General features: G+C 66.1%; 21 protein-coding genes and 2 tRNA genes. 16 read left to right on the forward strand and 7 right to left on the reverse strand.

From position 1 onward, the window contains the following. Window position 1 precedes the first annotated feature (1 nt). The 3 genes from QQW98_RS03375 (at window position 2) to QQW98_RS03385 (ending at window position 1,532) form a co-directional block, all read left to right on the forward strand. Window positions 2–922, forward strand: a complete 921-nt coding sequence (locus QQW98_RS03375) for an MJ0042-type zinc finger domain-containing protein (RefSeq protein ID WP_290136143.1) — start codon at window positions 2–4, stop codon at window positions 920–922. A gap of 153 nt (window positions 923–1,075) precedes the next feature. Then, window positions 1,076–1,162: transfer RNA gene (locus QQW98_RS03380), tRNA-Leu, on the forward strand. A gap of 142 nt (window positions 1,163–1,304) precedes the next feature. After that, complete coding sequence (locus tag QQW98_RS03385) at window positions 1,305–1,532, forward strand: hypothetical protein (RefSeq protein ID WP_290136144.1); 228 nt, start codon at window positions 1,305–1,307, stop codon at window positions 1,530–1,532. Window positions 1,533–1,535: 3 nt separating this feature from the next. On the opposite strand, the gene QQW98_RS03390 is transcribed toward QQW98_RS03385, so the two are convergent. Together QQW98_RS03390 and tdh are read right to left on the reverse strand one after the other, a co-directional pair. After that, window positions 1,536–2,720 carry a glycine C-acetyltransferase gene (locus tag QQW98_RS03390; protein WP_290136145.1) on the reverse strand — a complete coding sequence of 395 codons (1,185 nt, stop codon included), beginning with the start codon at window positions 2,718–2,720 and terminating at the stop codon, window positions 1,536–1,538. Continuing rightward, window positions 2,720–3,751, reverse strand: coding sequence for an L-threonine 3-dehydrogenase (tdh, locus tag QQW98_RS03395; RefSeq protein ID WP_290136146.1), 1,032 nt, complete (start codon window positions 3,749–3,751; stop codon window positions 2,720–2,722). Before tdh ends, QQW98_RS03390 begins: the two co-directional genes overlap by 1 nt. A 172-nt stretch (window positions 3,752–3,923) precedes the next feature. Between tdh and QQW98_RS03400 the strand changes: the two genes are divergently transcribed. The 5 genes from QQW98_RS03400 (at window position 3,924) to QQW98_RS03420 (ending at window position 7,555) form a co-directional block, all read left to right on the forward strand. Further along, entirely contained in the window at window positions 3,924–4,172 is a 249-nt protein-coding gene (locus QQW98_RS03400) for a DUF6356 family protein (protein WP_290136147.1), read from the forward strand. 1 nt (window position 4,173) lies between these two features. After that, window positions 4,174–4,611: a hotdog fold thioesterase gene (locus QQW98_RS03405; RefSeq protein ID WP_290136148.1), complete on the forward strand. Its 438-nt coding sequence runs from the start codon at window positions 4,174–4,176 to the stop codon at window positions 4,609–4,611. A 4-nt stretch (window positions 4,612–4,615) separates the two neighbouring features. Then, window positions 4,616–5,491: an alpha/beta fold hydrolase gene (locus QQW98_RS03410; protein WP_290136149.1), complete on the forward strand. Its 876-nt coding sequence runs from the start codon at window positions 4,616–4,618 to the stop codon at window positions 5,489–5,491. A 101-nt stretch (window positions 5,492–5,592) separates the two neighbouring features. Further along, window positions 5,593–6,894 (forward strand): SGNH/GDSL hydrolase family protein, encoded by a 1,302-nt coding sequence (locus tag QQW98_RS03415; RefSeq protein ID WP_290136150.1) that lies wholly within the window; start codon window positions 5,593–5,595, stop codon window positions 6,892–6,894. Between the two features lie 73 nt (window positions 6,895–6,967). After that, complete coding sequence (locus tag QQW98_RS03420) at window positions 6,968–7,555, forward strand: hypothetical protein (RefSeq protein ID WP_290136151.1); 588 nt, start codon at window positions 6,968–6,970, stop codon at window positions 7,553–7,555. 124 nt (window positions 7,556–7,679) lie between these two features. On the opposite strand, the gene QQW98_RS03425 is transcribed toward QQW98_RS03420, so the two are convergent. Both QQW98_RS03425 and QQW98_RS03430 read right to left on the reverse strand, forming a co-directional pair. Further along, window positions 7,680–8,840, reverse strand: coding sequence for a CaiB/BaiF CoA transferase family protein (locus tag QQW98_RS03425; protein WP_290136152.1), 1,161 nt, complete (start codon window positions 8,838–8,840; stop codon window positions 7,680–7,682). Between the two features lie 3 nt (window positions 8,841–8,843). Next, window positions 8,844–9,605: a crotonase/enoyl-CoA hydratase family protein gene (locus QQW98_RS03430; protein ID WP_290136153.1), complete on the reverse strand. Its 762-nt coding sequence runs from the start codon at window positions 9,603–9,605 to the stop codon at window positions 8,844–8,846. Between the two features lie 109 nt (window positions 9,606–9,714). Here QQW98_RS03430 and QQW98_RS03435 point away from each other — a divergent pair, with 109 nt between their 5' ends. Next, entirely contained in the window at window positions 9,715–10,968 is a 1,254-nt protein-coding gene (locus QQW98_RS03435; protein ID WP_290136154.1) for an acetyl-CoA C-acetyltransferase, read from the forward strand. A gap of 119 nt (window positions 10,969–11,087) precedes the next feature. Here QQW98_RS03435 and QQW98_RS03440 read toward each other — a convergent pair whose 3' ends face one another. Beyond that, entirely contained in the window at window positions 11,088–11,852 is a 765-nt protein-coding gene (locus tag QQW98_RS03440) for an Nmad3 family putative nucleotide modification protein (protein WP_290136155.1), read from the reverse strand. A gap of 87 nt (window positions 11,853–11,939) precedes the next feature. Between QQW98_RS03440 and putA the strand changes: the two genes are divergently transcribed. The 4 genes from putA to QQW98_RS03460 all read left to right on the forward strand — a co-directional run bounded on the left by putA (window position 11,940) and on the right by QQW98_RS03460 (window position 18,068). Next, complete coding sequence (putA, locus tag QQW98_RS03445; RefSeq protein WP_290136156.1) at window positions 11,940–15,155, forward strand: bifunctional proline dehydrogenase/L-glutamate gamma-semialdehyde dehydrogenase PutA; 3,216 nt, start codon at window positions 11,940–11,942, stop codon at window positions 15,153–15,155. Window positions 15,156–15,204: 49 nt separating this feature from the next. Continuing rightward, window positions 15,205–16,203: an SDR family NAD(P)-dependent oxidoreductase gene (locus QQW98_RS03450; RefSeq protein ID WP_290136157.1), complete on the forward strand. Its 999-nt coding sequence runs from the start codon at window positions 15,205–15,207 to the stop codon at window positions 16,201–16,203. A gap of 48 nt (window positions 16,204–16,251) precedes the next feature. Then, entirely contained in the window at window positions 16,252–16,806 is a 555-nt protein-coding gene (gene dcd, locus QQW98_RS03455; RefSeq protein ID WP_290136158.1) for a dCTP deaminase, read from the forward strand. A gap of 80 nt (window positions 16,807–16,886) precedes the next feature. Further along, entirely contained in the window at window positions 16,887–18,068 is a 1,182-nt protein-coding gene (locus QQW98_RS03460) for a saccharopine dehydrogenase family protein (RefSeq protein ID WP_290136159.1), read from the forward strand. A 4-nt stretch (window positions 18,069–18,072) separates the two neighbouring features. Here QQW98_RS03460 and QQW98_RS03465 read toward each other — a convergent pair whose 3' ends face one another. Beyond that, window positions 18,073–20,163, reverse strand: a complete 2,091-nt coding sequence (locus QQW98_RS03465; protein WP_290136160.1) for a TonB-dependent receptor — start codon at window positions 20,161–20,163, stop codon at window positions 18,073–18,075. Window positions 20,164–20,342: 179 nt separating this feature from the next. Here QQW98_RS03465 and QQW98_RS03470 point away from each other — a divergent pair, with 179 nt between their 5' ends. Then, window positions 20,343–20,687: a DUF962 domain-containing protein gene (locus QQW98_RS03470; RefSeq protein WP_290136161.1), complete on the forward strand. Its 345-nt coding sequence runs from the start codon at window positions 20,343–20,345 to the stop codon at window positions 20,685–20,687. Between the two features lie 11 nt (window positions 20,688–20,698). Here the strand turns inward: QQW98_RS03470 and QQW98_RS03475 are convergent. Next, window positions 20,699–20,773 (reverse strand) — tRNA-Gly (locus QQW98_RS03475). Between the two features lie 183 nt (window positions 20,774–20,956). Here QQW98_RS03475 and QQW98_RS03480 point away from each other — a divergent pair. Continuing rightward, a complete protein-coding gene (locus QQW98_RS03480) occupies window positions 20,957–21,865 on the forward strand; it encodes a tetratricopeptide repeat protein (RefSeq protein ID WP_290136845.1) in 909 nt (302 codons plus the stop codon). A 3-nt stretch (window positions 21,866–21,868) separates the two neighbouring features. Beyond that, on the forward strand, window positions 21,869–22,474 hold the full coding sequence (locus tag QQW98_RS03485; protein ID WP_290136162.1) for an LON peptidase substrate-binding domain-containing protein: 606 nt from the start codon (window positions 21,869–21,871) through the stop codon (window positions 22,472–22,474). Window positions 22,475–22,477: the final 3 nt, after the last annotated feature.

The following is a 22,477-nucleotide window of genomic DNA, read 5'->3' on the forward strand; positions in this document are numbered from 1 at the left end:
GATGATCATTTCCTGCCCTGCCTGCGCCACGCGCTATGTCGTGCCCGACAAGGCGATCGGCCCCGAAGGGCGAACCGTACGCTGTGCGCAGTGCCGCACGAGCTGGTTCCAGGATCCGTCCGAAGACGCGCTGGCAAGCCAGAGCAGGCCGGAAGCGAAGGCCGCGCCGACAGGGACAGCTCCGGCTCCCGCTTCTGCGCCTGCGGCTACGACACGAGGCGAAGCGGCCATCCCCGCGCCGACGCCCACGCCGCCGCCCGGCCCCTCGATCGCCGTGCGGCGGAGCGAGGAAGCGGCAGCCGCGCCCGCCTCTTCGCCTCCACCTCCCCCGCCCCCTACCCCGCCTCCGGCGCGCGAGGAACCGGTCGCTCAGGCCGAAAGCGACGATCCGCCGCCCGTCCCACCCGCACCACAGGCGGCACCGGTGCGCGAGTTCATCCACGAACCGGACGACGACCGTTCGCAATTCGACCACGAGCCCCCCTTCCGCCCGCGCCGCAACAAGCTCAAGCTGCTCACCTGGGCGGCCGCGATATTCGCCATTTCCGCCATCGGCCTGATTGCCGCGGCGAACTACTGGGGCCTGCCCGACTGGGTGCCGATCGAGCGGCCTACCTTCGCCCAGCCGCAGCCGGACCTGCTGCTGGAATTCCCGCAGGACCGGCAGGACCAGCGCAAGCTGCCCAACGGCACGCAGTATTTCGGCGTCAGCGGCAGCGTGACGAACGTCGGCGAAACGACGCAGCGCCTCCCCGAAATCCTGATCGTGATGCGCGATGCGCGCCAGAAGATCGTCTACAGCAAGGTCATCAACGCGGGGCAGCGCACCATCGCGCCGGGGGAAAGCGTCAGCATCAACCAGGCGGTGACCGACGTGCCCCGCACCGCCCGCTCTGCCGAGATCGGCTGGTCGCCCGCCTGACCCTGGCCTAACTTTGGCCTGAGCCCGCCCTGGCCCCGGCCCCATCCCCTGGCCGGCGCGGGACGAAAGCCGCTTGCAGCCCTCTCACCTGCTTGCTAAGGGCGCGCTCCTACCTCCGGGGGCCGCCGCAGACGCGGCCCTTTTCGATTGAGTGCGGTCGTGGCGGAACTGGTAGACGCGCAACGTTGAGGTCGTTGTGGCCGAAAGGCCGTGGAAGTTCGAGTCTTCTCGACCGCACCAAATCCTTGTCCGAGACAAGCCCTGTCGCCGCGAGCCGACTTCGACGCGCGAATGCGACGGCGGAGCAAACTTTGATTGATGGCAGACCGACCAACCTGGGAGCATGGCCTGCCTATCTCCTTGCGGTTATCGCGGCGCTTGCATGGCTATGTTTTCCCAGACCTCAAGGGCGGCTTGTCGCACTCGGCAGTCTCGGGATCCTTCTCGCCCTGCCAACCTTGATGCCATTCTGGGACCTATACATCGAGGCTCGCTGTCCGACAACATCGCCCTGTTCGACGAGAAGGTGGACCAGCAGCGGGTGATGGCCGCCGCCCACGCGGCCAGCATCCACGCCGATATTGCGGCAATGCCGATGCAGTACGGGTGAGTCCTAGATACCCATTTCCGCCTTGATCGCGGCGAATGCATCCAGCGCGTGGTCGAGGTCGTCGGTCGACAGCCCGCTCGACATCTGGGTGCGGATGCGGGCCTTGCCGTGGGGCACCACGGGATAGCTGAACGCGGTGACGTACACGCCCTTGCCGAGCGCCTTTTGCGCGAATTCGGCGGCGATTTTCGCATCGTAGAGCATGATCGGGATGATCGGGTGTTCGCCGGGCAGAGATTCCAGTCCGATCCGCTCCAGCCCGGCGCGGAAATGCGCGGCATTGGCGAACAGCCGTTCGCGCGCCGCGCCGTCTTCCGCGATGTCCAGCGCCTTCAGCGCGCCGCTGACCACGGCGGGCGCGACGGAGTTGGAAAAGAGATAGGGGCGCGAACGCTGGCGCAGCAGCGCGACCACTTCCTTCTTCGCGGACGTATAACCGCCGCTCGCCCCGCCCAGCGCCTTGCCCAGCGTGCCGGTGGTGATGTCCACCCGGTCCATGCAGCCGCGGAATTCGTGCGTGCCGCGCCCGGTCGCGCCGAGAAAGCCCGTGGCGTGGCAATCGTCGAAATGCACGATTGCGCCGTATTTCTCGGCCAGGTCGCAGATCTCGTCGAGCCGGGCGATGTAGCCGTCCATCGAGAACACGCCGTCGGTGGTGATCATCTTGAAGCGCGCACCGGCGGCGTCGGCGGCCTTCAGCTGTGCTTCCAGGTCCGCCATGTCGTTGTTCTTGTAACGATAGCGCTGCGCCTTGCAGAGCCGCACGCCGTCGATGATGCTGGCGTGGTTGAGCTCGTCGGAAATGATCGCGTCTTCGGCGCCCAGCAGCACTTCGAACAGGCCGCCGTTGGCATCGAAGCAGGACGGGTAGAGGATCGTATCCTCGAAACCGAGGAACCGGCTGAGGCGCGCTTCGGCTTCCTTGTGCAGGTCTTGCGTGCCGCAGATGAAGCGCACCGACGCCATGCCGTAGCCATGCGTGTCGAGCCCTTCGCGTGCCGCATCGCGCAGCCGCTCGTCGCCCGCCAGACCGAGGTAGTCGTTGGCGCACAGGTTGATGACGCGGCGCTCGCCCAGCGCGACCTGCGGCCCTTGCGCAGAGGTGATCTCCCGCTCGTGCTTGGTCAGGCCCGCTTCCTCGATATCCTTAAGTTCGCTGGCGAGGTGGTCGTAGAATGTCGCGTCCATCAGATGTCCTCCCAGTTCAGCACGACCTTGGTGGCCGACCCGTCGAGCATGGCGGCAAAGCCCTTCTCGAACTCGGTTGCCGGCAGGCGGTGGGTGATGATCGGCGTCAGGTCCAGCCCGCTCTCGATGAAGACCGACATCTTGTACCAGGTCTCGAAAATCTCGCGGCCGTAGACGCCTTTCAGCGTCAGCATGTTGAAGATGACCTTGTGCCAGTCGATCCGCACGTCGCCTGCGGGCAGGCCGAGGATGGCAATCTTGCCGCCGTGGCACATGTTGTCGACCATGGAGGCAAAGCCCGCCTCGCTGCCCGACATTTCCAGCCCGACGTCGAAGCCTTCGGTCATGCCGAGGTCCTTCTGCACGTCCGCCAGCGATTCTTCGGCCACGTTCACCGTGCGCGTCGCGCCCATCGTCTTGGCCAATTCCAGCCGTTCGGGGTTGAGGTCGCTGACCACGATATGCCGCGCGCCGGCATGCTTGCAGACTGCCGCCGCCATCAGCCCGATGGGCCCCGCGCCCACGATCAGCACATCCTCGCCCAGAATGTCGAACTGCAGCGCGGTGTGGACCGCATTGCCGAACGGATCGAACAGCGATGCGACGTCGAGGTCGATGCCTGGATTATGCAGCCACAGGTTCGCGGCGGGCAGGCTGAGATATTCGGCAAAGGCGCCCTGCCGGTTGACGCCGATCCCCTGCGCGTTGGCGCACATGTGGCGGCGCCCGGCCATGCAGTTGCGGCAATGGCCGCACACGACATGGCCTTCCCCGCTGACGATCTGGCCGACCGAATAATCCTTCACGTTGCTGCCGATCTCGGCAATCTCGCCGACGAATTCGTGGCCCACCACCATCGGCACGGGAATGGTCGCCTGCGCCCATTCGTCCCATTTCCAGATGTGCATGTCGGTGCCGCAGATGGCAGTGCGCTTCACCTTCACCAGCACGTCGTTGATGCCGACTTCGGGCTTGGGCACGTCCTCCATCCACAGGCCGGGTTCTGCGCGGGATTTGACGAGGGCTTTCATGGTGCGGCGGATCCTTGAACCGGTTTCAAATGCAACTTGTGGGCGCGCATATCGTGCCCGCAGGCCCGCGTCGAGTGCGGGCGTCGAGCGGGGCCATTCGCTGCGGCAGGGCGATTGCGCGCCGCGCGGCCAGCCCCTATCGCTGGGCGGCCAGCACAGGAGGAGCCGCGCCGTGAAGCCCTTTACCGCCCATCCGCAAACCGTCAGTGAAACCTATCTCCAGCATTTGCGCGTCGCGGCGAGTTTCGGCCTGCCGATGATCGCGGGCGGCATCGCCTGCCTCGTCCACGGGGTGTTCCCCTTCCTGTTCGAGCGGACGGGTAGCGAGACGATCCGCTCCCTGCACGAGCGGATGGTGGCCAATCGCCACCACAAGGCCGACGCGGGCGAGCCGTGCCACGAACTCGACTGGTGCATCTGAGATGGGGGATACGATCTGGTTCGCCGCGCCCGACCTTGCCGCGATGACCGCGTCCGGCGGGGCCGTGATGCCCGGCCTGCTCGGCATCGAATTCTGCGATTACGGGGACGACTGGCTGGCCGCGCGCATGCCGGTGGGGCCGGATGTCCACCAGCCCTTCGGCCGGCTCCACGGCGGGGCCTCGGTGGTGCTGGGCGAAACGGTCGCCTCGGTCGGCGCGGCATGGACGCTCGACCCGGCGAGCCACGCAGCCGTGGGCATGGAGATCAACGCCAACCACGTCCGCCCGGTAAAGGACGGCTTCGTCACCTGCATCGCCCGGCGCGAAACCGCCGGCCGCACCAGCCAGGTCTGGACCTGGCGCGTCACCGACGAGGAGGACCGCCCGGTCTGCATCGGCCGCATCACCATTGCGGTGATCGATAACGCGCGGAAATAGCGTCATGGATGTGATCGGACCCGTCAGCCAGACCTTCATCAGCCAGCGCACCAGATTGCATTACGCCGACTGGGGCAATCCGGACGCGCCGCCGCTGATCCTGCAGCACGGCGGGCGCGACCATTGCCGCAGCTGGGACTGGGTGGCGGAGGAACTGCGCGAAGACTGGCACGTGATCTGCCCCGACCTGCGCGGCCACGGCGACAGCGAATGGACCAACACCGGCCATTACCCGATGACCGCCTATCTGTATGATTTCGCGCAGCTGGTCCACCAGCTCGAATTGGCGCCCGTGACCATCGTGGCGCACTCGCTCGGCGGCAATATCGCCATGCGCTATGCCGGGATGTACCCCGACAACGTGCGCAAGCTGGTGGCGATCGAGGGGCTCGGCCCCAGCCCGAAGATGCAGGCGAAGATGGCGGAAAAGCCGTGGTTCGAACACCGCACGGACTGGATCGCCAGGAAGCGCGAAGCCTCCGCCCGCCAGCCGAAACGCTATGCCACGTTCGAGGAAGCGGCGAGCCGGATGCACGAGGCGAACAGCTATCTCAGCCGCGCGCAGGCCGAATACCTCACCCGCCACGGCGCCATCCGCAACGAGGACGGCACGTGGAGCTGGAAGTTCGATCCCCACCTCCACGCCTGGCCGCCCGACGACGTGACGCAGGCGCAGGTGGAGGAGCTATGGACCCGCATCACCTGCCCCACGCGCCTCGTCTACGGCAACGACAGCTGGGCCAGCAATCCGGCGGAGGATGGCCGCATGGCCCACTTCGGCGACAACGTGACCCTCACCAACTACGACCGCGCCGGCCACTGGGTCCATCATGACCGGTTCGATGATTTCGTGGCGGAGGTGAGGGAGTTCGTCGCTTAAATGCTTTGATCATAGCTTTATGCATTTGTGAAAAATTTCCTTTAACCATTTTTATTTGAGCGGGCATTCGTTAGTCTGGCCGGAACGGGCGGGTAGTTTATATGATTCAAAACAGATTTGTCGCTGTAATACTCGCGGTCACGCTGGTCGCCTGTGGTGACGAAGGCAGTTCCTCGCCGCCGGTTGCCCAGCCGACAGCCACCCCCGCGCCGCCCCCGCCTCCCCCTCCCACCTACAGCGAGGAAGTCGCCCGCTTGAAAGCCGCGCTGGCAACGGGCTGCGCAATACAAATTGGCGACATCGCGCTCACGGTTTCGTCCCGCTTGCGTGAAAGCTGGATTGCCGATGCGCAATTCGTCGAGCCGGATGACGAACGGATAACCATGCTTGGCGGTCGGCACACACGGGCATCCGGCTACCCCTATCGTGAAACGCTGCTCAACCAGGCGGTCACCACGCGCGAGCCGGTTTATGACGACGCGGGTTACACTGCCGCAAGATACGGCCTCAACGACGGCATCGAATTCGTCCTGCCCGCCGGGCAATCGCGGTTCGAGCTCGTCTCCATCGACGGCGGCACCCCCGGAAACCTCATCATCGAAATCGACGGTGTGCGGACCAATCTTGCCGGTTACCCGAGCGGACAGACATTCTCGGGAAGCTGGCTCTACAACCTGGTCGAAATACCGGAATCGCAGTCAGCACGGACAGTCCGGGTCTGGCTGCGCAACCGTGCTTTCGGAGGATTGCGGCTGCCCGCGGGTGAAACCCTGGGAGTAAAGCCCGACGGTACGCCCGCTTCGATGGTGTTCATCGGCGACAGTATTTCCGAAGGATCGAACGCCAGCCACGTCGTCAACACGTGGCCCATGCACGTAGCTGCTCGCTTGGGCATCGGTAATCCGGTCATGGCGTCGATCGGCGGCACGGGTTATTTGCAGCGCAGGGGCCAACAGTTCAATTTCCTCGACCGGCCGGAAGATGTGCTGGAAGCGGTAGCCGGCGGACCACCGGACGCTGTCGTCATTGCCGGTGGCCTGAACGATTGCCGGTCCGACGGCACGGGCTTCACCCCGCAGGAAATCGGCGATGCGGCCGCAAGCTATTTCACCGGACTGAGAAACGCCGCGCCCGATATGGTCATTTTCGTGCTGGGGCCATTCTCCTACAATGGCGGTGTGCCCTATCCGGCCCATCTTGCCGAATGCCGCGATGCGATTTTCGCTGCGGCGGCGGGTGTTGAGGCGACTTACACAATCGACGTGTCAGGATGGTTGCCATCCGGAGACCAGTCTGCGTTCTTCAATCTCGCCATCGACGGCGTCCATCCCAACGATTACGGGCACTCGGTCTATGGCGAGAAGGCAGCCGCCGCGATGGGGGAAATTATCGCAGGCTTGTGAGCGTTGCTGAGCGTGTGGTGACTACCGAAGAAACCATTTTCCTACTCTCGCCAAATCTGCCCTACCCTGCCGGATGACGCAGCATCCCGATCCCCGTTCGTTCGACAGCGCCGATAGCGGCGCGCTCGTGCCGGCCGACCCGGCCACGCTCCATCCCGCCGAAAACCTGCCCGCCAGACCCGTGCGCCACGACGGGTGGACGGCCGCGCGGCAGGCGGCTTTCCTGCGCGAGCTGGCGGCCACCCACAACGTCTCTGCCGCGGCGCGGGCCGTGGGGATGAGCCGGCAGTCCGCCTATGCCCTGCGCACGCGGTTGCAGGACACGCCGTTCGATGCGGCGTGGCAGGCGGCCTACCTCACCCGCTTCGATGCGCTGGCCGAAGCCGCGCTCGACCGGGCGATCAACGGGGTGGAGGTGCCGCATTACTACAACGGCGAGCTCGTCGGCACCTCGCGCCGCTTTGACGAGCGGCCGACGCTGGCCCTGCTGGCGCAGCGACGGGCGATGCCGACGACCTGCGCGCTGAGCGAACGGCCCGAAACCGCCTACGACCCCGACGAGCTCGGCGCCCTGATCGAACGCGTTGCACGTGGTCCGGGAGACTGGCTGGACGACAGCGACGCGGAACTGGAAGGGCGGGGTCCACGCGCCACGGATTGAGGGGGGCGGGGCCGGACGTGGCGCATGACCTGCCGAGTCGGTTTTTTAGGTGATATATCAATGGTTTGGTGATCAGCCGTGAAATTGACACCCTGTCAACTTCGTCAAATTCGCATCAGGCGAGTCACCCCACCGCGCCGCCTTCCCTGAGCGTGGCGATTTCGCCCTCGTCCATGCCCAGCCCTGCCAGCACCGCGTCGGTGTCGTCGCCCGGCATGGGGGCGGGATCGGGGCGGTCGGTGGGGGTGGCGGAATAGCGCGGCGCGGGGGCGGGCTGCATATCGCCGGCGACCTCCACGAAGGTCTCGCGCGCCCGGTTGTGCGGGTGGGCGGCCGCCTCGCTCATCGTGAGCACGGGGGCGTAGCAGACGTCGGTATGCTCCATCAGCGCGTCCCATTCGTCGCGCGTCTTCGCGGCGAAGACTTCGGCGAGCCTGGCTTTCAGATCGGGCCAGGCGCGGCGGTCCATCTGGGCGTCGAAGGCGGCGTCCTCGGCGAGGCCCGCCAGCCGGCGCAGTTCGGCATAGAACTGCGGTTCGATGCTGCCGATGGAGACGAACTTGCCGTCCGCCGTCTCGTAGGTGTCGTAATAATGCGCGCCGGTGTCGAGCATGTTGGCGCCCAGGTCCTCGCTCCACACGCCCATGTTCTTCATGCCGTGGATCATGCCCATCAGCACCGCAGTGCCATCGGTCATCGCGGCGTCGATCACCTGGCCTTCGCCTCCGTTCGCAACAGCCAGCAGCGCGCTGACCATCCCGAAGGCGAGCATCATCCCGCCGCCGCCGAAATCGCCGACCATGTTGATCGGCGGGGTCGGCTTTTCGTCCGCCCGCCCGAAATGCGCGAGCGCCCCGGCCAGCGCGATGTAGTTGATATCGTGCCCGGCATAGGGCGCATAGGGCCCGGTCTGCCCCCACCCGGTCATGCGGCCGTAGACCAGCTTCGGATTGTCGGCGAGGAGCACCTCGGGGCCGAGGCCGAGCCGCTCCATCACGCCGGGGCGGAAGCCTTCGATGATCCCGTCGGCGCTGGCCGCCAGCTTGCGGGCGAGCGCGATGCCCTCCTCGCTTTTCAAATTCAGCGCGATCGACTTGCGCCCGCGCCCGAGCACGTCCTTCTGCGAAACCGGCGTGCTGCCGCCGCGCCCGCCCGTCGCTCGGTCGATCCGTATCACCTCGGCGCCGTGATCGGCCAGCATCATGCCGCAGAACGGCCCCGGCCCGATCCCTGCGAACTCGACGATGCGGATGCCCGAAAGCGGGCCGGAGCGCGGACCGGCCACGGCTTACTTGCCCTTCCAGTTGGGCTTGCGCTTCTCGGCAAAGGCCATGGACCCTTCGCGCGCATCTTCGGAAACGAAGACCGGCCCGATCAGCTGGGCCTGCTTGTCATAGCGCTCCTCCATCGCCCAGCCGCGCGATTCTTTCAGGATCTGCTTGGAGACCTTCACGGCCAGCGGGCCGTTCTCGGCGATCCTGGCGGCCAGTTCCTTCGCCCCGTCCAGCGCGCTGCCTTCCGTCACGCGGTTGATCAGGCCGAGCTCGTAGGCCCGCTCCGCACCGATGAAATCGCCGGTCAGCGCCAGCTCCATCGCGATGCGTTCGGGAATCTGGTCGGGCAGCATCATGACGCCCCCTGCCGCGGCGACGAGGCCGCGCTTCGCTTCGGGAATGCCGAATTTCGCCCCGCTGTTGGCCACCACCAGGTCGCAGGCGATCATCAGTTCCAGCCCGCCGGCCAGCGCATAGCCTTCCACCGCGGCGATCAGCGGCTTCTGCGGCGGCTTCTGCACCACCCCGCCGAAGCCGCGGCCTTCGACGCTGGGACTCTCGCCGCGCAGGAAGCCTTTCAGGTCCATGCCCGAACAGAAGGTGCCGCCCGCCCCGGTCAGGATGCCGACGCGCAGATCGTCTTCCGCATCCAGCCGGTCCATCGCCGCCGCGATTCCCTCGGCCGCGGCCTTGCTCATCGCATTCTTGGCTTCGGGCCGGTTGATGGTGACGACGAGGACGCCGTCATCGACTTCGGTCAGGACTTCTTCGCTCATGGTGCGTTTCCTCTCTTGGTGCCGCTTCCGTTCGCGAAAGCGTGCTTGACGGGCATATTTAATCGGGCGATTAAACAAGTCCACCCCGCTCACGAAGGAATCCGCCGCCATGCCCGAAGCCTATATCATCGACGCCGTCCGTACCCCGCGCGGGATCGGCAAGGTCGGCAAGGGAGCGCTGGCGAACGAGCACCCGCAGCATCTCGCCGCGACGGTGCTGAAGGCGATTGCCGAGCGCAACGATCTCGACACGAGCACGGTCGACGACGTGATCTGGTCGACCAGCAGCCAGCGCGGCAAGCAGGCGGGCGACCTCGGCCGGATGGCCGCACTGGATGCGGGCTACGACATCACCAGCAGCGGCACTACGCTCGACCGGTTCTGCGGCGGCGGCATCACGACCGTCAGCCTGGCCGCGGCGCAGGTGATGAGCGGCATGGAAGACTGCGTGATCGCCGGCGGCACGGAAATGATGAGCTATGCCGGGCAGCTGACGCAGGAGGAAATGGCTGCCGGCCTGAAGCCGCCGATGATGGGCGCGCACAACCAGCGGCTGCAACAGGTCCACCCGCAATCGCACCAGGGCGTGTGCGGCGATGCCATCGCGACGATGGAAGGCTTCACCCGGGAAGAGCTGGACGAAGTCGGCTACCGCAGCCAGCAGCGTGCGGCCGAAGCCATCGCGGACGGGCGGTTCGCAAGATCGGTCGTCCCGGTGGTGGACGACGAGGGCAACGTCATCCTCGACCATGACGAATATCCGCGCCCCGAAACGACGCGCGAGGGGCTGGCCGAATTGCAGCCGGCGTTCGGGAAGATGGCCCAGATGCCGATCGACAAGGACGGCACCACCTTTGCCGGGCTGATCAACCGCAAGTATCCCGACCTCGAAATCCAGCACTTCCACCACGCGGGCAATTCTTCCGGTGTTGTCGACGGTGCTGCCGCCGTGCTGGTGACCAGCAAGGAATACGCCGACAGCCACGGGCTGAAACCGCGCGCCCGCATCGTGGCCACCGCCAACATGGGCGACGATCCCACGCTGATGCTGAATGCGCCGGTGCCCGCCGCGAAGAAGGTGCTGGAGAAAGCGGGCCTGACCAAGGACGACATCGACCTGTGGGAGATCAACGAGGCTTTCGCCGTAGTCGCGGCCAAGTTCGTCCGCGACCTCGACCTCGACTGGGACAAGGTCAACGTCAACGGCGGGTCCATCGCATTGGGCCACCCCATCGGTGCGACGGGATCGATACTGATCGGCACCATCCTCGACGAACTGGAGCGGCGCGACCTCAAGCGCGGCCTCGTCACCATGTGCGCTGCCGGCGGCATGGCCCCTGCCATCATTATCGAACGCGTCTGACACTGCAAATCCCCCTCCCTGGAGGGAGGGGCTAGGGGTGGGTGTACGGCCTTCCCGGACGGAGCGCACCTTTCAAGCCTTGAGCCCCCACCCCCGGCCCCTCCCCGCGGGGAGGGGAGTCAGGTCGCGATCAGTTGCTGTATAGCTTCCAGCCATTCGCGCGGAGCCTTGCGGCGCCCCATATCGGCGACGAATTCCTGCCCGCGCGCAACGCTCTGCAGGCGCGGGCCGCGCAGCCAGCGATCCGCGCGGTCGTGATAGCTTAGCCCGGTTTCGCGCAGCCACTGCGGGATGCACCACAGGCTCGGCGGGCCGCCGGACACGGTCAGGCGCAGGTCCGGATGGTCGGCCTTGGCGGTGCAGCCCGGCCCGCGGTAGATCACATCGTTGCGGCCATGCATGGCGATGGCATGCGGGTGATCGAGCGCCCGCAATCCGGCGAGCGTATCTTCGCGAGCAGTCGCAAGGGCGATCACCTCTGCGACCTCCATCCAGCCGAAGATGCGGTGGTGCGGCTCCCCCGTTTCTTCCTCGCGGAACAGGCCGAAGAACACGAACACGTCGCCCACCCCCACTCCGTGGTTCGCGAGGTGGGTTTGCGCCGCGCCGCACTGGCCGAACAGGCACTCCCCGCCCGTGAACATCGGATCGTGATGGCACAGGTCCTCCCTGGCGATGCGGCCGCCGCTCGTGCTCTCTACCAGCGCGCCCAGCCCGATGTCGGCGTAGCGCGTGCGCGAGGCGGCGCCTGCAGGGATCGGCAGGCTGACGGGCACACCGTCCACGATGGGCGACGGGGCCCCGCCCGCCGCGCTGTCGAAGCCCTTGCGTGAAAAGACGATCCGCATGGCGGCCGCCCTGCCGTAGCGTCCGCCCGCTGCCAAGCGACTTTTCTTGAACCGGAAGGCCTCGGGGTCCAAGGGGCACGCTTACGCAACCGACTCGAATACCGATCCCTGCAGGAAATGCCTATGCTCCGCCGCTCTGCCCCCATCGACCGCACTGCGCTGCGCCGCGCCTATCGCGCCGCCGAAGCGGACGTCGACCGCGAACGGATCGAGCAGGCCGCCCCGGTCAGCGCGTTGCACGATGCCGCCAGCGCCTATGCCGCCGGGCTGATCGAGGATGCCCGCAAACGCAAGGCGAGCGGGATCGACGCGTTCCTGCACACCTACGGCCTCGATACGGACGAAGGCATCGCGCTGATGTGCCTTGCCGAAGCGCTGCTGCGCGTGCCCGACGCGCGCACGGCCGATGCGCTGATCCACGACAAGCTGGGCGACATCGACTGGTCGGAGCATCTGGGCGAAAGCTCCAGCACCTTCGTCAACGCCGCCACCTTTTCGCTTATGTTGACCGGCGAGGTACTGGAACAGCGGCGCGAGACGCAGAGAGGGCTGTCGAAGAGCCTCGGCCGCGCCGTCGGCCGTCTGGGCGAACCGGTGATCCGCAAGGCCACGCTGCAGGCGATGAAGATCCTGGGCGGGCAGTTCGTGTTCGGCCGCACCATCGACGAGGCGATCAAGCGCGCCCGGCCGGAGCGCGAGCGCGGCCTGTCCCACAGTTTCGACATGCTCGGCGAAGCGGCGATGACCTATCCCGATGCGGAACGCTATCGCGCGTCCTACGAAAACGCCATCGCGCGCGTCGGGCAGGTCGCGGGCAGCGGCCCGATGGATTCGCCCGGCATTTCGGTGAAGCTGTCGGCGCTCTATCCGAAATACGACTTCCTCCACCACGATGCCGCCGCCGATGCGCTGGTGCCGATGGTCCATGACCTTGCCGCTGCCGCGCGCGATGCGAACGTCCAGTTCACCATCGATGCGGAAGAAGCAGAGCGGCTGGAGCTCAGCCTCGACATCATCGAGGAACTGCTGGCGGACGACGCCTTGTTCACCCGGCCCGACGGTTCGCGCTGGGAAGGCTTCGGCCTTGCGATCCAGGCCTACCAGAAGCGCGCTGCGCCGCTGTGCGACTGGATCGTCGCCGCCGCGCGCAAGCACGACCGCAAGCTGATGGTCCGGCTGGTCAAGGGTGCCTACTGGGATACCGAGATCAAGCTGAGCCAGGTCGGCGGCTACAGCGACTTTCCGGTCTTCACACGCAAGGTGGCGACCGACGTATCCTACCTCGCCTGCGCCGAGAAACTGCTGCGCGCCGACGACGTGATTGTGCCCGCCTTCGCCACGCACAACGCCTATTCGGTCGGCGCGATCAAGGCGCTGGCTGGCGGTCTGGCCTCAAGCAGCGGAGCGGTAGGCCACGAAAAGAGATCGGCCTCAAGCAGCGGAGCGGTAGGCCGACAAAAGACCTTTGAATTTCAGCGCCTGCACGGCATGGGCGAGGAGCTGTTCGCCGCCCTCGCCGCGCAGGAAGCGCGCGACGGCCAGCCGCAGACGCCGGTGCGCATCTATGCACCTGTCGGCAATCACAAGGACCTGCTCGCCTATCTCGTCCGGCGCCTGCTGGAGAACGGTGCGAACTCGTCCTTCGTCAACCGCATGGCCGATGCCGACGTGCCCGCATCCGACCTGGTGACCGATCCCGTCGCCGAGCTCGCCGCGACCGAGCCAAAACGCAATCCGGCGATCCCGCTGCCCGCCGATATCTTCCCGGGCCGCGAGAACAGCGCGGGCGTGGACCTGGCCGACCCCCTGGTGCGCGAGCCTTTGCTGGAGCGGCTGGAGCGGCTTGAGAAAGTCCGCTGGCATGCCGAGCCGACCTTCCTGTCGGATGATGACGGCACAGCGGAAATCGCGCCGATCAACGCCCCGCAGGACCTCTCCCACGAAGTCGGCACGCGGCGCGACACATTGCCGGGCGAAGTCGCGGACGCGATCGGTCGGGCGGAAGCGATCCAGCCCGGCTGGAACGCGCTGGGCGGCGAGAAGCGCGCCCTGCTGCTCGAAGAAACCGCCAATTTGTTCGAAGCGCACACGGACGAGTTCCTCTCGCTCTGCCGGCGCGAGGCAGGCAAGTCCGTGGTCGACGGCGTGCTGGAGCTGCGCGAGGCGGTGGACTTCCTGCGTTATTACGCGCTGGAGGCGCGCCGCCACTTCACGCATTCGACCCCGCTGCCAGGCCCGACGGGGGAGGAAAACCGCTTGTCGCTGGTCGGCCGCGGCGTGTTCGCCACGATCAGCCCGTGGAATTTCCCGCTGGCGATCTTCATCGGCCCCGCCGCCGCGGCCCTCGCCGCCGGTAACACGGTGGTCGCCAAGCCGGCCGAGCAGACCCCGCTGATCGCCGCGCTCGCCGTGCGGCTGGCGCACGAAGCCGGCATCCCGCAGGAAGTCTTCCAGCTGCTGCCGGGCGCCGGCGATGTGGGCGAATACATCACCAGCGACCCGCGCATCGCCGGCGTCGCCTTCACCGGATCGACCGAGACGGCGCGGGCGATCAACCGCACGCTCGCCGCGCGCGAGGCGCCGATCGCCACCTTCATCGCCGAAACCGGCGGTCAGAACGCGATGATCGTCGACAGCTCCGCCCTGCCCGAACAGGTCACGCGCGATGTCGTCGCCAGCGCTTTCCAGAGCGCGGGCCAGCGCTGCAGCGCGCTGCGCATGCTCTATATCCAGGACGATGTGTACGACGAGATGCTGGCGATGATCCGCGGCGCGTTCGAGGCGCAGGTCATCGGCGATCCGAAGAACCTTGCGACCGATATCGGCCCGGTGATCGATCCCGATGCCAAGGCCGCGCTGGAACGCCACGTCGCCCGGCGAAAGAAGGCCGGGCGCACCGTGTGGCGGCGCAAGCTGCCGCGCGGCGCGAGCCATGGATGCTTCGTCGCCCCGACCATCATCGAGATGGATTCGATCAACGACCTGAGGCGCGAGAATTTCGGCCCGGTCCTGCACGTCGCGCGGTTCAAGGCGGAAGACCTGGGGCAGGTGATGGAAGACATCAACGCGACGGGGTACGGGCTGACGCTGGGCCTGCACAGCCGCATCGACGCTGTGCGCGCCTTCGTGGAAGCCCGCGCGAAGGTCGGCAATTTCTACGTCAACCGCAACCAGATCGGCGCGGTGGTGGAAAGCCAGCCTTTCGGCGGCGACGGCCTGTCGGGCACCGGCCCCAAGGCCGGCGGCCCGCACTACGTGGCGCGCTTCGCCAGCGAGCGGGTGGTGTGCATCGACACGACGGCCGCCGGCGGCAACGCCACGCTGCTTGCTGCGGGCTGAACTTTTAAAAGAGTGCGACGTGGCAGGAATTGCCCGCTAAGGGGGCGCCATGCAGATATTGGTGACAGGTGCGGCAGGGTTCATCGGCGCGGCAGTGGCCGACCGACTTCTGGCGCGCGGCGACAGCGTGGTCGGGATCGACAACCTCAACGACTATTACCAGGTCTCCCTGAAGCGAGACCGGATCGCGCGGGTCGAGGGCCAGGGCACTAACCGCTTCCGCTTCATCGAGGCCGATTTCTCCGACGAGGATGCGCTCAATCGCGCGCTGGAGAATGTCGCCATCGACCGCATTGTCCATCTGGGCGCGCAGGCCGGGGTCCGCTATTCGATCGACAATCCGCGCGCCTACCTGCACTCCAATCTCGGCGGGCACCTCGAAATGCTCGAGCTCGCCCGCCAGCGCGAGCTTGGCCACCTCGTCTACGCCAGTTCAAGCTCCGTCTATGGCGGCAACGAAAGCGTGCCCTTCGCCGTGGACGACCGGGTCGACCACCCGATGTCGCTCTATGCCGCCACCAAGAAGGCGGACGAATTGATGAGCGAGACCTACGCCCATCTCTACCGCATCCCGCAGACGGGCCTGCGCTTCTTCACCGTCTACGGCCCGTGGGGCCGCCCCGACATGATGCTGTGGAAGTTCACCGACCGCATCCTGAAGGGTGAACCGATCCCGGTGTTCAACCACGGCGAGATGTGGCGTGACTTCACCTACATCGACGACATCGTTTCGGGCGTGGTCGCCGCGTTGGACAATCCGCCCGCCGACGATGGCAGCGCGAAAGCCGGCGGCAGCACGAAGCCGCACGCGATCTACAACATCGGCAACCACAAGTCCGAACACTTGATGAAAGTCATCGGCGTGATCGAGGAGGCGTGCGGACGCAAGGCCGAGGTCGAGATGCTGCCGATGCAGGCCGGCGACGTGCCGCGCACCTTTGCCAATATCGATGCGATCGCAAACGACCTCGGCTATGCGCCCACCACCAGCATCGAAGACGGCGTGCCCGCCTTCGTGCGCTGGTTCCGCGAATATCACGGGGTATAATTCCGCGGCTGCCTTGCGCAGGGTGGATGGGTGGGGAATCGTCGCGCCATGGCGATTCTTTCCGACAAGTGGATCCGGCAGCGCGCGCACGAAGACGGCATGATCGAGCCCTTCGTGGAGGCGCAGCGGCGCGACGGCTGCATCTCCTACGGCCTCAGCTCATACGGTTATGACGCGCGGGTCGCGCCGGAATTCAAGATCTTCACCAATGTCGACAGCGCCGTGGTCGACCCGAAGGATTTCGACGGGAAAAGCCTGGTCGACCGCGAGACCGACGTCTGCATCATTCCGCCCAACAGCTTCGCGCTTGCCCGGACGGTCGAATATTTCCGCATCCCGCGCGACGTCCTCGTCATCTGCCTCGGCAAGAGCACCTATGCGCGTTGCGGCATCATCGTGAACGTCACGCCGCTGGAGCCGGGCTGGGAAGGCCACGTGACGCTGGAGTTTTCCAACACCACGCCGCTCCCCGCCAAGATCTACGCCAACGAAGGCGCGTGCCAGTTCCTGTTCCTGCAGGGCAACGAACCGTGCGAGACGAGCTATGCCGACCGCGCCGGCAAGTATCAGGGCCAGCGCGGCGTGACCCTGCCCAAGCTCTGACGCGGAACCCGCGCTGCCGTAGCAGCTTTGACTCCCCGCAAGCGCAGGCCCATCACCGACCGCGCTGAAGGAGGATTTCAATGCCCGACCAATCCCGCGAATTCGATATCATCGTTTATGGCGCCACCGGCTACACCGGCCGCCTCGTCGCCGAACATTTCGTGCGCGAATACGGCGGCAAGGCGGACGGCCCGAAGTGGGCGATGGGCGGGCGCAACCTCACCAAGCTGGAGGAAGTGCGCGGCCTTGTCAGTGCGCCGGGCGATACGCCGCTGGTGGTCGCCGATGCGGACGATCCCGCCAGCCTGGAGGCGATGTGCAAGCGGACCAAGGTCGTCCTGACCACGGTCGGCCCCTACCAGCTCTACGGCGACGACCTCGTCGCAGCCTGCGCGAAGACCGGCACCCATTATGCCGACCTGTCGGGCGAGCCGGCGTGGATGCACGAGAAGATCGAGCAGCACCAGGCCCAGGCGAAGGCGAGCGGCGCGCGCATCTGTTTCTCCTCCGGCTTCGATTCCATACCCTTCGACATGGGCGTCTTCATGCTGCAGCAGGAAGCGCAGAAGAAATTCGGCAAGCCGTGCAATCGCGTGCGTGGGCGGGTGCGCAAGATGCAGGGCACATGGTCGGGCGGCACGGCCGCCAGCTTCAAGGCGACCATGGCCGCGGCGGCCAAGAGGCCATCGATCCTGAAGGTCCTCAACGATCCCTTCGCGCTCACCCCGGGTTTCGAAGGACCGGACCAGCCCAACGGCCTGATCCCGAAATACGAAAAGGATTTGAATACCTGGGCCGCGCCTTTCGTGATGGCGGCGATCAACACCAAGAACGTCCACCGCAGCAATTTCCTGCTCGGCCATCCTTACGGCGAGGACTTCCGCTACGACGAGATGGTGCTGACCAGCCCCGGCGACATCGGCAAGGCAGCCGCTCAGGCGATTGCCGGCGGGATGAAGGCGATGCTGGGCGACGGTGGGCCGAAGCCCGGCGAAGGGCCGAGCGAGAAGGAGCGGGAAGAAGGCTTCTACGACCTCCTGTTCGTCGGCTCCACGCCCGATGGCGAGACGATCCATTACGGCGTCCGCGGCCAGTACGATCCTGGCTACGGTTCGACCAGCCGGATGCTGGCCGAAACCGGCATCGCGCTTGCCGAAAGCGAGCACGAGGGCGGCATCGGCACCCCCGCATCCATCCTGGGCGAAAAGCTGGTCGAGCGGCTGCGCGAGCATGCCGCCCTGACCTTCGAGGTGGAAGAGTAGGCCGCTAGAGGCTCAGTCTCACGCTCAGCTTCAAATTGCGGCCCGCCAGCAGCACGAAGGCTTTCGTGAAGCTGGCGTGGCGGCGCGCATCCTCGTCCAGCAGGTTCTCGCCCTGAAGGATGATCGCAAGGTTGCGGTTGCCGCTCCACGGTTTCCACGTGATCGAGGCGTCCAGCATCGTGAAGCTCTTGGTCGGCGTTTCGTATTCCGCCAGATCTTCGGGCTCTGCCACATAACGCGCGGAGACGCGGCCGGTCCACGGCCCGTTGCTCGCCTCCAGCGCGGCATAGGTGCTCAGCGGCGGCAGGCGCGGGATCGTCTCGCCCGTGTCGTCCCGCCGCGCGCGGACGTAATCGAAGCCAAGCTCGCCCGTGAGGTCGAAGGTGCCGACAGTGGCAAGCGGCGCGATGACCTGCCCTTCCAGCCCGAACCAGTTCACGTTGTCCTGCTGGTACACGAACACCGGCAGTTCGTCCTCTTCCTCATCCGTTCCGGACAGGTAGATGAAATCGTCGAACCACTGGTGGTATGCTGCCAGCCGCAACTGCACGTCGCCGATCTTGCCGGCGGCAAAGGCTTCCACGCCCAGTGCCACCTCGGTGCCGAGACCGGGATCGCCGATCTCGAACTGCTGGGTGGCAATATGGGGGCCGTTGGAAAACAACTCTTCGGCGCTGGGCGCGCGTTCGGCCCGGCTCAGGTTGACGCCGTAACGCATGGCCGCATCGGGATCGTTGGAGAGGCCGATGGCGCCGGAATAGGAATCGAAGCCGCGCTCGATCCCCAGCGTGTCGGCGGCGACATCGGTCCGCTCGTAACGCAGCGCCGCTTCCAGCCCCAGCCCGCCGAAAGTGAATTCCTGCAGCGTGAAGGACGAGAACTGGTCGGTGACGTTGGGCGCGATATAGGCTTCCGCACCGACCGCTTCGAAATCGCGGTGGTAGTACTGGAAGCCGGTCGATCCGCGCCAGCCGCGCTGTTCGCGCTGGACGATTTCCAGGCGGCCTTCGTAGCCTTCCACATCGAAGGTCGTGCCGACTTCGTCGCCTTCGAATTCGGTGTGGAAGTAATCACTGTAACCGCCGCGGAAACGGATTTCGGAGAACGGTCCAGGGAGGTCCACCCCGCCGCGCACGTCGGCGCGATACTGGCGCAGGCCGATGGAGACCGTTTCGTCGCCCCCCTCCTCTTCCTCGAATGCGCCCTCTTCGCCTTCTTCGCCGTGGTGATGGCCTGCGCCCGGTGCGGTCGGCACGCCGTAGAACGTGTCGTAGATGCCGAAGGATGCGCCGAAGTTGGCGCCGTCGCCCAGCCAGGCGAGGCCGCCGCCGACGGACCACGTTTCCGTGCCGCTGTTGGGAATGAACCCGCTGAGGTTGGCCGCTTCGCGCAATTCCGCCGCCTCCTCGAATTCGCCTTCCTCTTCCTCTTCCGCTGCGTCGGCGAGGAGATCCGCGCGAAGCGCATCGGACAGGACGAAGCCGGGCACCTGTAGGTCGTCGGTCTGGCGATAGGATCCGTCGAGGTGGAATACGACCTGGTCGCCGATCGGCACGTCGATGGACCCGCCGCCGGTCAGCAGTTCGTCCGCCGTGGCCGTTGCAGCGAAGGCGTCGAAATGGACAGGTTCCGCCGGCATCCGAAGCGGAATGCGCTTGTCGATTATGTTCACCGCCCCGCCGATGGCCTGGCTACCGTAGAGCAGCACAGCCGGCCCGCGCAGCACCTCGATCCGGTCGGCGGTCAGCGGATCGATGCTGACGGCATGGTCGGCGGACGTGTTCGACACGTCGATGGCGCCGATCCCGTCGACGAGGACTTTCACTCGTTCTCCGGAGAAACCGCGCAGGACAGGGCGCGAAGCCCCGGGCGAGAAAGAGCTTGCGGACACGCCGGGAATATCGGCGACGATCTCGCCCACCTGCCCGTCCATGTTCCGCTGCAACGCCGTGCCTGCAAGGATGTCCGTCCCTGCGAGAATATCTAGACGGTCGAGCCCGGCCGCAGTCACGACGATGCCGTGGAAATCGTCGTCGGCATTCGGATAGGACGGCGTTTCGCTGTCCTGCGGCGGCGCCTCCTGCGCGGACGCCATGGCGGGCGCCACGAGGCCCGTCGACGCAAGCAGGGAGGCGGTCAGGAGCGGTTTTGTAATTCGATGATACAACATAACGCGGCAGCTAGGGGCACGGCCCAATTGGCGCAAGGCGGCATTTGCATGCTATCGATGAACGGCAGTCGGCGAGCGACGAGCAGTTCGGGAGAATTCGCGCCATGAGCGGCAACCGCATCACCACCTATGCAGACTTCTTCCCGTTTTACCTGCGCGAACATTCCAAACCCACGACCCGCGCCATGCATTACTGCGGCACGGCAGCGGAAATCTTCTGCCTCGGCGCGCTGCTGGCGACCGGCAACTGGTGGTGGCTGCTCGGCGCGTTCATGGCGGGATATGGCTTTGCCTGGGTCGCGCATTTCTTCATCGAGAAGAACAAGCCGGCGACCTTCACCTATCCCCTATGGTCCTACATCGCGGACCATCACATGGCGGGGCTGGCGTTCTTCGGCAGGCTGAAGCCGCGCCTGCACGACGCGGGCGTTGCCGCCGACCGGATTTGATTTCTGGAAAATGGAGCGGGCGAGGCGATTCGAACGCCCGACCCCAACCTTGGCAAGGTTGTGCTCTACCCCTGAGCTACGCCCGCTCACTGACGCAAACCGGGGCGCAGGGCCCCGATGGGAAGCGGGCAGTTAGCAGCGCCTCTGCAGGGCTGCAAGAGGAAATCGGCCTGCCGATCCGCTTTAATTGAACCCTTCACATCGCCGCGCGTTACCCCACATGGAGGGCACCAATTTTCGCGCACTGACAGGAGCACGCCTTGGCTAGCATGGGCCTCAATCTCGAAGAACAGAAAGCGGTCGACGCCTTTCGCAAGGACGTGGTCGAACCGTCGATGACCAAGCTCGTGATCCTCGATTTCTGGGCCGAATGGTGCGGGCCGTGCAAGGCGCTCACCCCGGTGCTGGAAAAGGTCGCGGCCGAATATGCCGACAAGAACGTCGTGCTGGTGAAGGTCAACGTGGACGAACAGCAGTTCATCGCCAGCCAGTTCCAGGTCCAATCCATCCCCACCGTCTACGCCATGTTCCGCGGCCAGCCGGTCGCCGACCTCACGCCGATGCGCAGCGAATCGCAGCTGAAGGACGCGCTCGACCAGATCCTGAAGCAGCTCCCGATGGACGAGGCGGGCGGTGGCGAAGCCGGGCAGCAGCAGGCCGACATCGACCAATTCATCGCCATGGGCGAGCAGGTGCTGGCCGATGGAGACGGCGAGCGGGCGGCGGGCATTTTCGCGCAGGTCGTCGAGATGGCGCCGGACAACAAGGCAGCGCAAGCGGGCCTGATCCGCGCGCTGCTCGCCTCCGGCCGCGAGGAATACGCGCAGGCCGCCTTTGCCTCCCTGCCGCAGGAGATGCAGGACGACCCCGCTTTCGAACAGGCGAAGAGCGCGCTTCAGCTGGCGGCCGACCGCCCAGACGATAGTCAGCTGGCTGACTTGCGCACCAAAGCCGACGGCGGCGATCCGCAGGCGCGGTTCGACTATGCCGGCGCCGCCTTCGCCGCCGGCCAGCGCGACGAGGCGGCCGATACGCTGCTGTCGATGATCGAAGCCGATCCCGCATGGAACGAGGGTGCTGCCAAGGCCAAGCTGCTGCAGATCTTCGAAGCGGTCGGGCTGGAAGACCCGTGGGTTTCCGCCACCCGCCGCCGCCTGTCGCTGATCCTGTTCGGCTGAGGCGTGCGGCTCTCGATCTTCCCCCTGCCCGGCGCGGTCCTGTTCCCCGGACTGCAATTGCCCCTGCACATCTTCGAACCACGATATCGCGCGCTGGTGGGCGACGCGCTCGCCCGCGACCGGCGCATCGCCATGATACAGCCGCAGCAACCGCGCCAGGATTCGCCGCTGTTCGCGGTCGGCTGCACCGGCATCATTGAGGATGTCGAGACGACCGAGGACGGGCGCTACAACATCGTGCTGGAAGGCGAGCAGCGCTTCCGCATGATCCGCGAGCTCGATGTCGACACGCTGTTCCGCCAGATCGAGGCGGAGATGATCGACGAGCCGGAGTACGAGTACCTCAGCTCCGTAGAGCGCGCTTCGCTGGAACAGGAATCGCGCCGCTTCGCCGATGTGCGCGGATACTCGGTGGACTGGGATTCGGTGGAGCGGCTGGACGATGTCTCGCTGGTCAACGGTGTGTCGCAGATTGCGCCGTTCGATCCGGCGGCCAAGCAGGCGCTGCTCGAAGCGGCATCGCTGAAGGAGCGGTGTGAATTGCTGGTCCAGTTGATGCAGTTCTTCGGCGCACCCGGCGGCGACGAGGACCGGGTCACGCTGCAATAGGGA

The sequence above is a fragment of the Alteriqipengyuania flavescens genome (genome assembly GCF_030406725.1).
Lineage (GTDB): Bacteria > Pseudomonadota > Alphaproteobacteria > Sphingomonadales > Sphingomonadaceae > Alteriqipengyuania_B > Alteriqipengyuania_B flavescens.

What these genes read in the sequence shown, in the direction of transcription:
- QQW98_RS03450 (WP_290136157.1), top strand. Translation starts at nt 15,205, where the DNA reads ATGCAGATATTGGTGACAGGTGCGGCAGGGTTCATCGGCGCGGCAGTG.
- QQW98_RS03375 (WP_290136143.1), top strand. Translation starts at nt 2, where the DNA reads ATGATCATTTCCTGCCCTGCCTGCGCCACGCGCTATGTCGTGCCCGAC.
- QQW98_RS03430 (WP_290136153.1), bottom strand. Translation starts at nt 9,605, where the DNA reads ATGAGCGAAGAAGTCCTGACCGAAGTCGATGACGGCGTCCTCGTCGTC.
- QQW98_RS03465 (WP_290136160.1), bottom strand. Translation starts at nt 20,163, where the DNA reads ATGGCGTCCGCGCAGGAGGCGCCGCCGCAGGACAGCGAAACGCCGTCC.
- tdh (WP_290136146.1), bottom strand. Translation starts at nt 3,751, where the DNA reads ATGAAAGCCCTCGTCAAATCCCGCGCAGAACCCGGCCTGTGGATGGAG.
- QQW98_RS03415 (WP_290136150.1), top strand. Translation starts at nt 5,593, where the DNA reads ATGATTCAAAACAGATTTGTCGCTGTAATACTCGCGGTCACGCTGGTC.
- QQW98_RS03480 (WP_290136845.1), top strand. Translation starts at nt 20,957, where the DNA reads ATGGGCCTCAATCTCGAAGAACAGAAAGCGGTCGACGCCTTTCGCAAG.
- QQW98_RS03470 (WP_290136161.1), top strand. Translation starts at nt 20,343, where the DNA reads ATGAGCGGCAACCGCATCACCACCTATGCAGACTTCTTCCCGTTTTAC.
- QQW98_RS03385 (WP_290136144.1), top strand. Translation starts at nt 1,305, where the DNA reads ATGGCTATGTTTTCCCAGACCTCAAGGGCGGCTTGTCGCACTCGGCAG.
- QQW98_RS03410 (WP_290136149.1), top strand. Translation starts at nt 4,616, where the DNA reads ATGGATGTGATCGGACCCGTCAGCCAGACCTTCATCAGCCAGCGCACC.
- QQW98_RS03420 (WP_290136151.1), top strand. Translation starts at nt 6,968, where the DNA reads ATGACGCAGCATCCCGATCCCCGTTCGTTCGACAGCGCCGATAGCGGC.
- QQW98_RS03435 (WP_290136154.1), top strand. Translation starts at nt 9,715, where the DNA reads ATGCCCGAAGCCTATATCATCGACGCCGTCCGTACCCCGCGCGGGATC.
- QQW98_RS03390 (WP_290136145.1), bottom strand. Translation starts at nt 2,720, where the DNA reads ATGGACGCGACATTCTACGACCACCTCGCCAGCGAACTTAAGGATATC.
- dcd (WP_290136158.1), top strand. Translation starts at nt 16,252, where the DNA reads ATGGCGATTCTTTCCGACAAGTGGATCCGGCAGCGCGCGCACGAAGAC.
- QQW98_RS03405 (WP_290136148.1), top strand. Translation starts at nt 4,174, where the DNA reads ATGGGGGATACGATCTGGTTCGCCGCGCCCGACCTTGCCGCGATGACC.
- QQW98_RS03460 (WP_290136159.1), top strand. Translation starts at nt 16,887, where the DNA reads ATGCCCGACCAATCCCGCGAATTCGATATCATCGTTTATGGCGCCACC.
- putA (WP_290136156.1), top strand. Translation starts at nt 11,940, where the DNA reads ATGCTCCGCCGCTCTGCCCCCATCGACCGCACTGCGCTGCGCCGCGCC.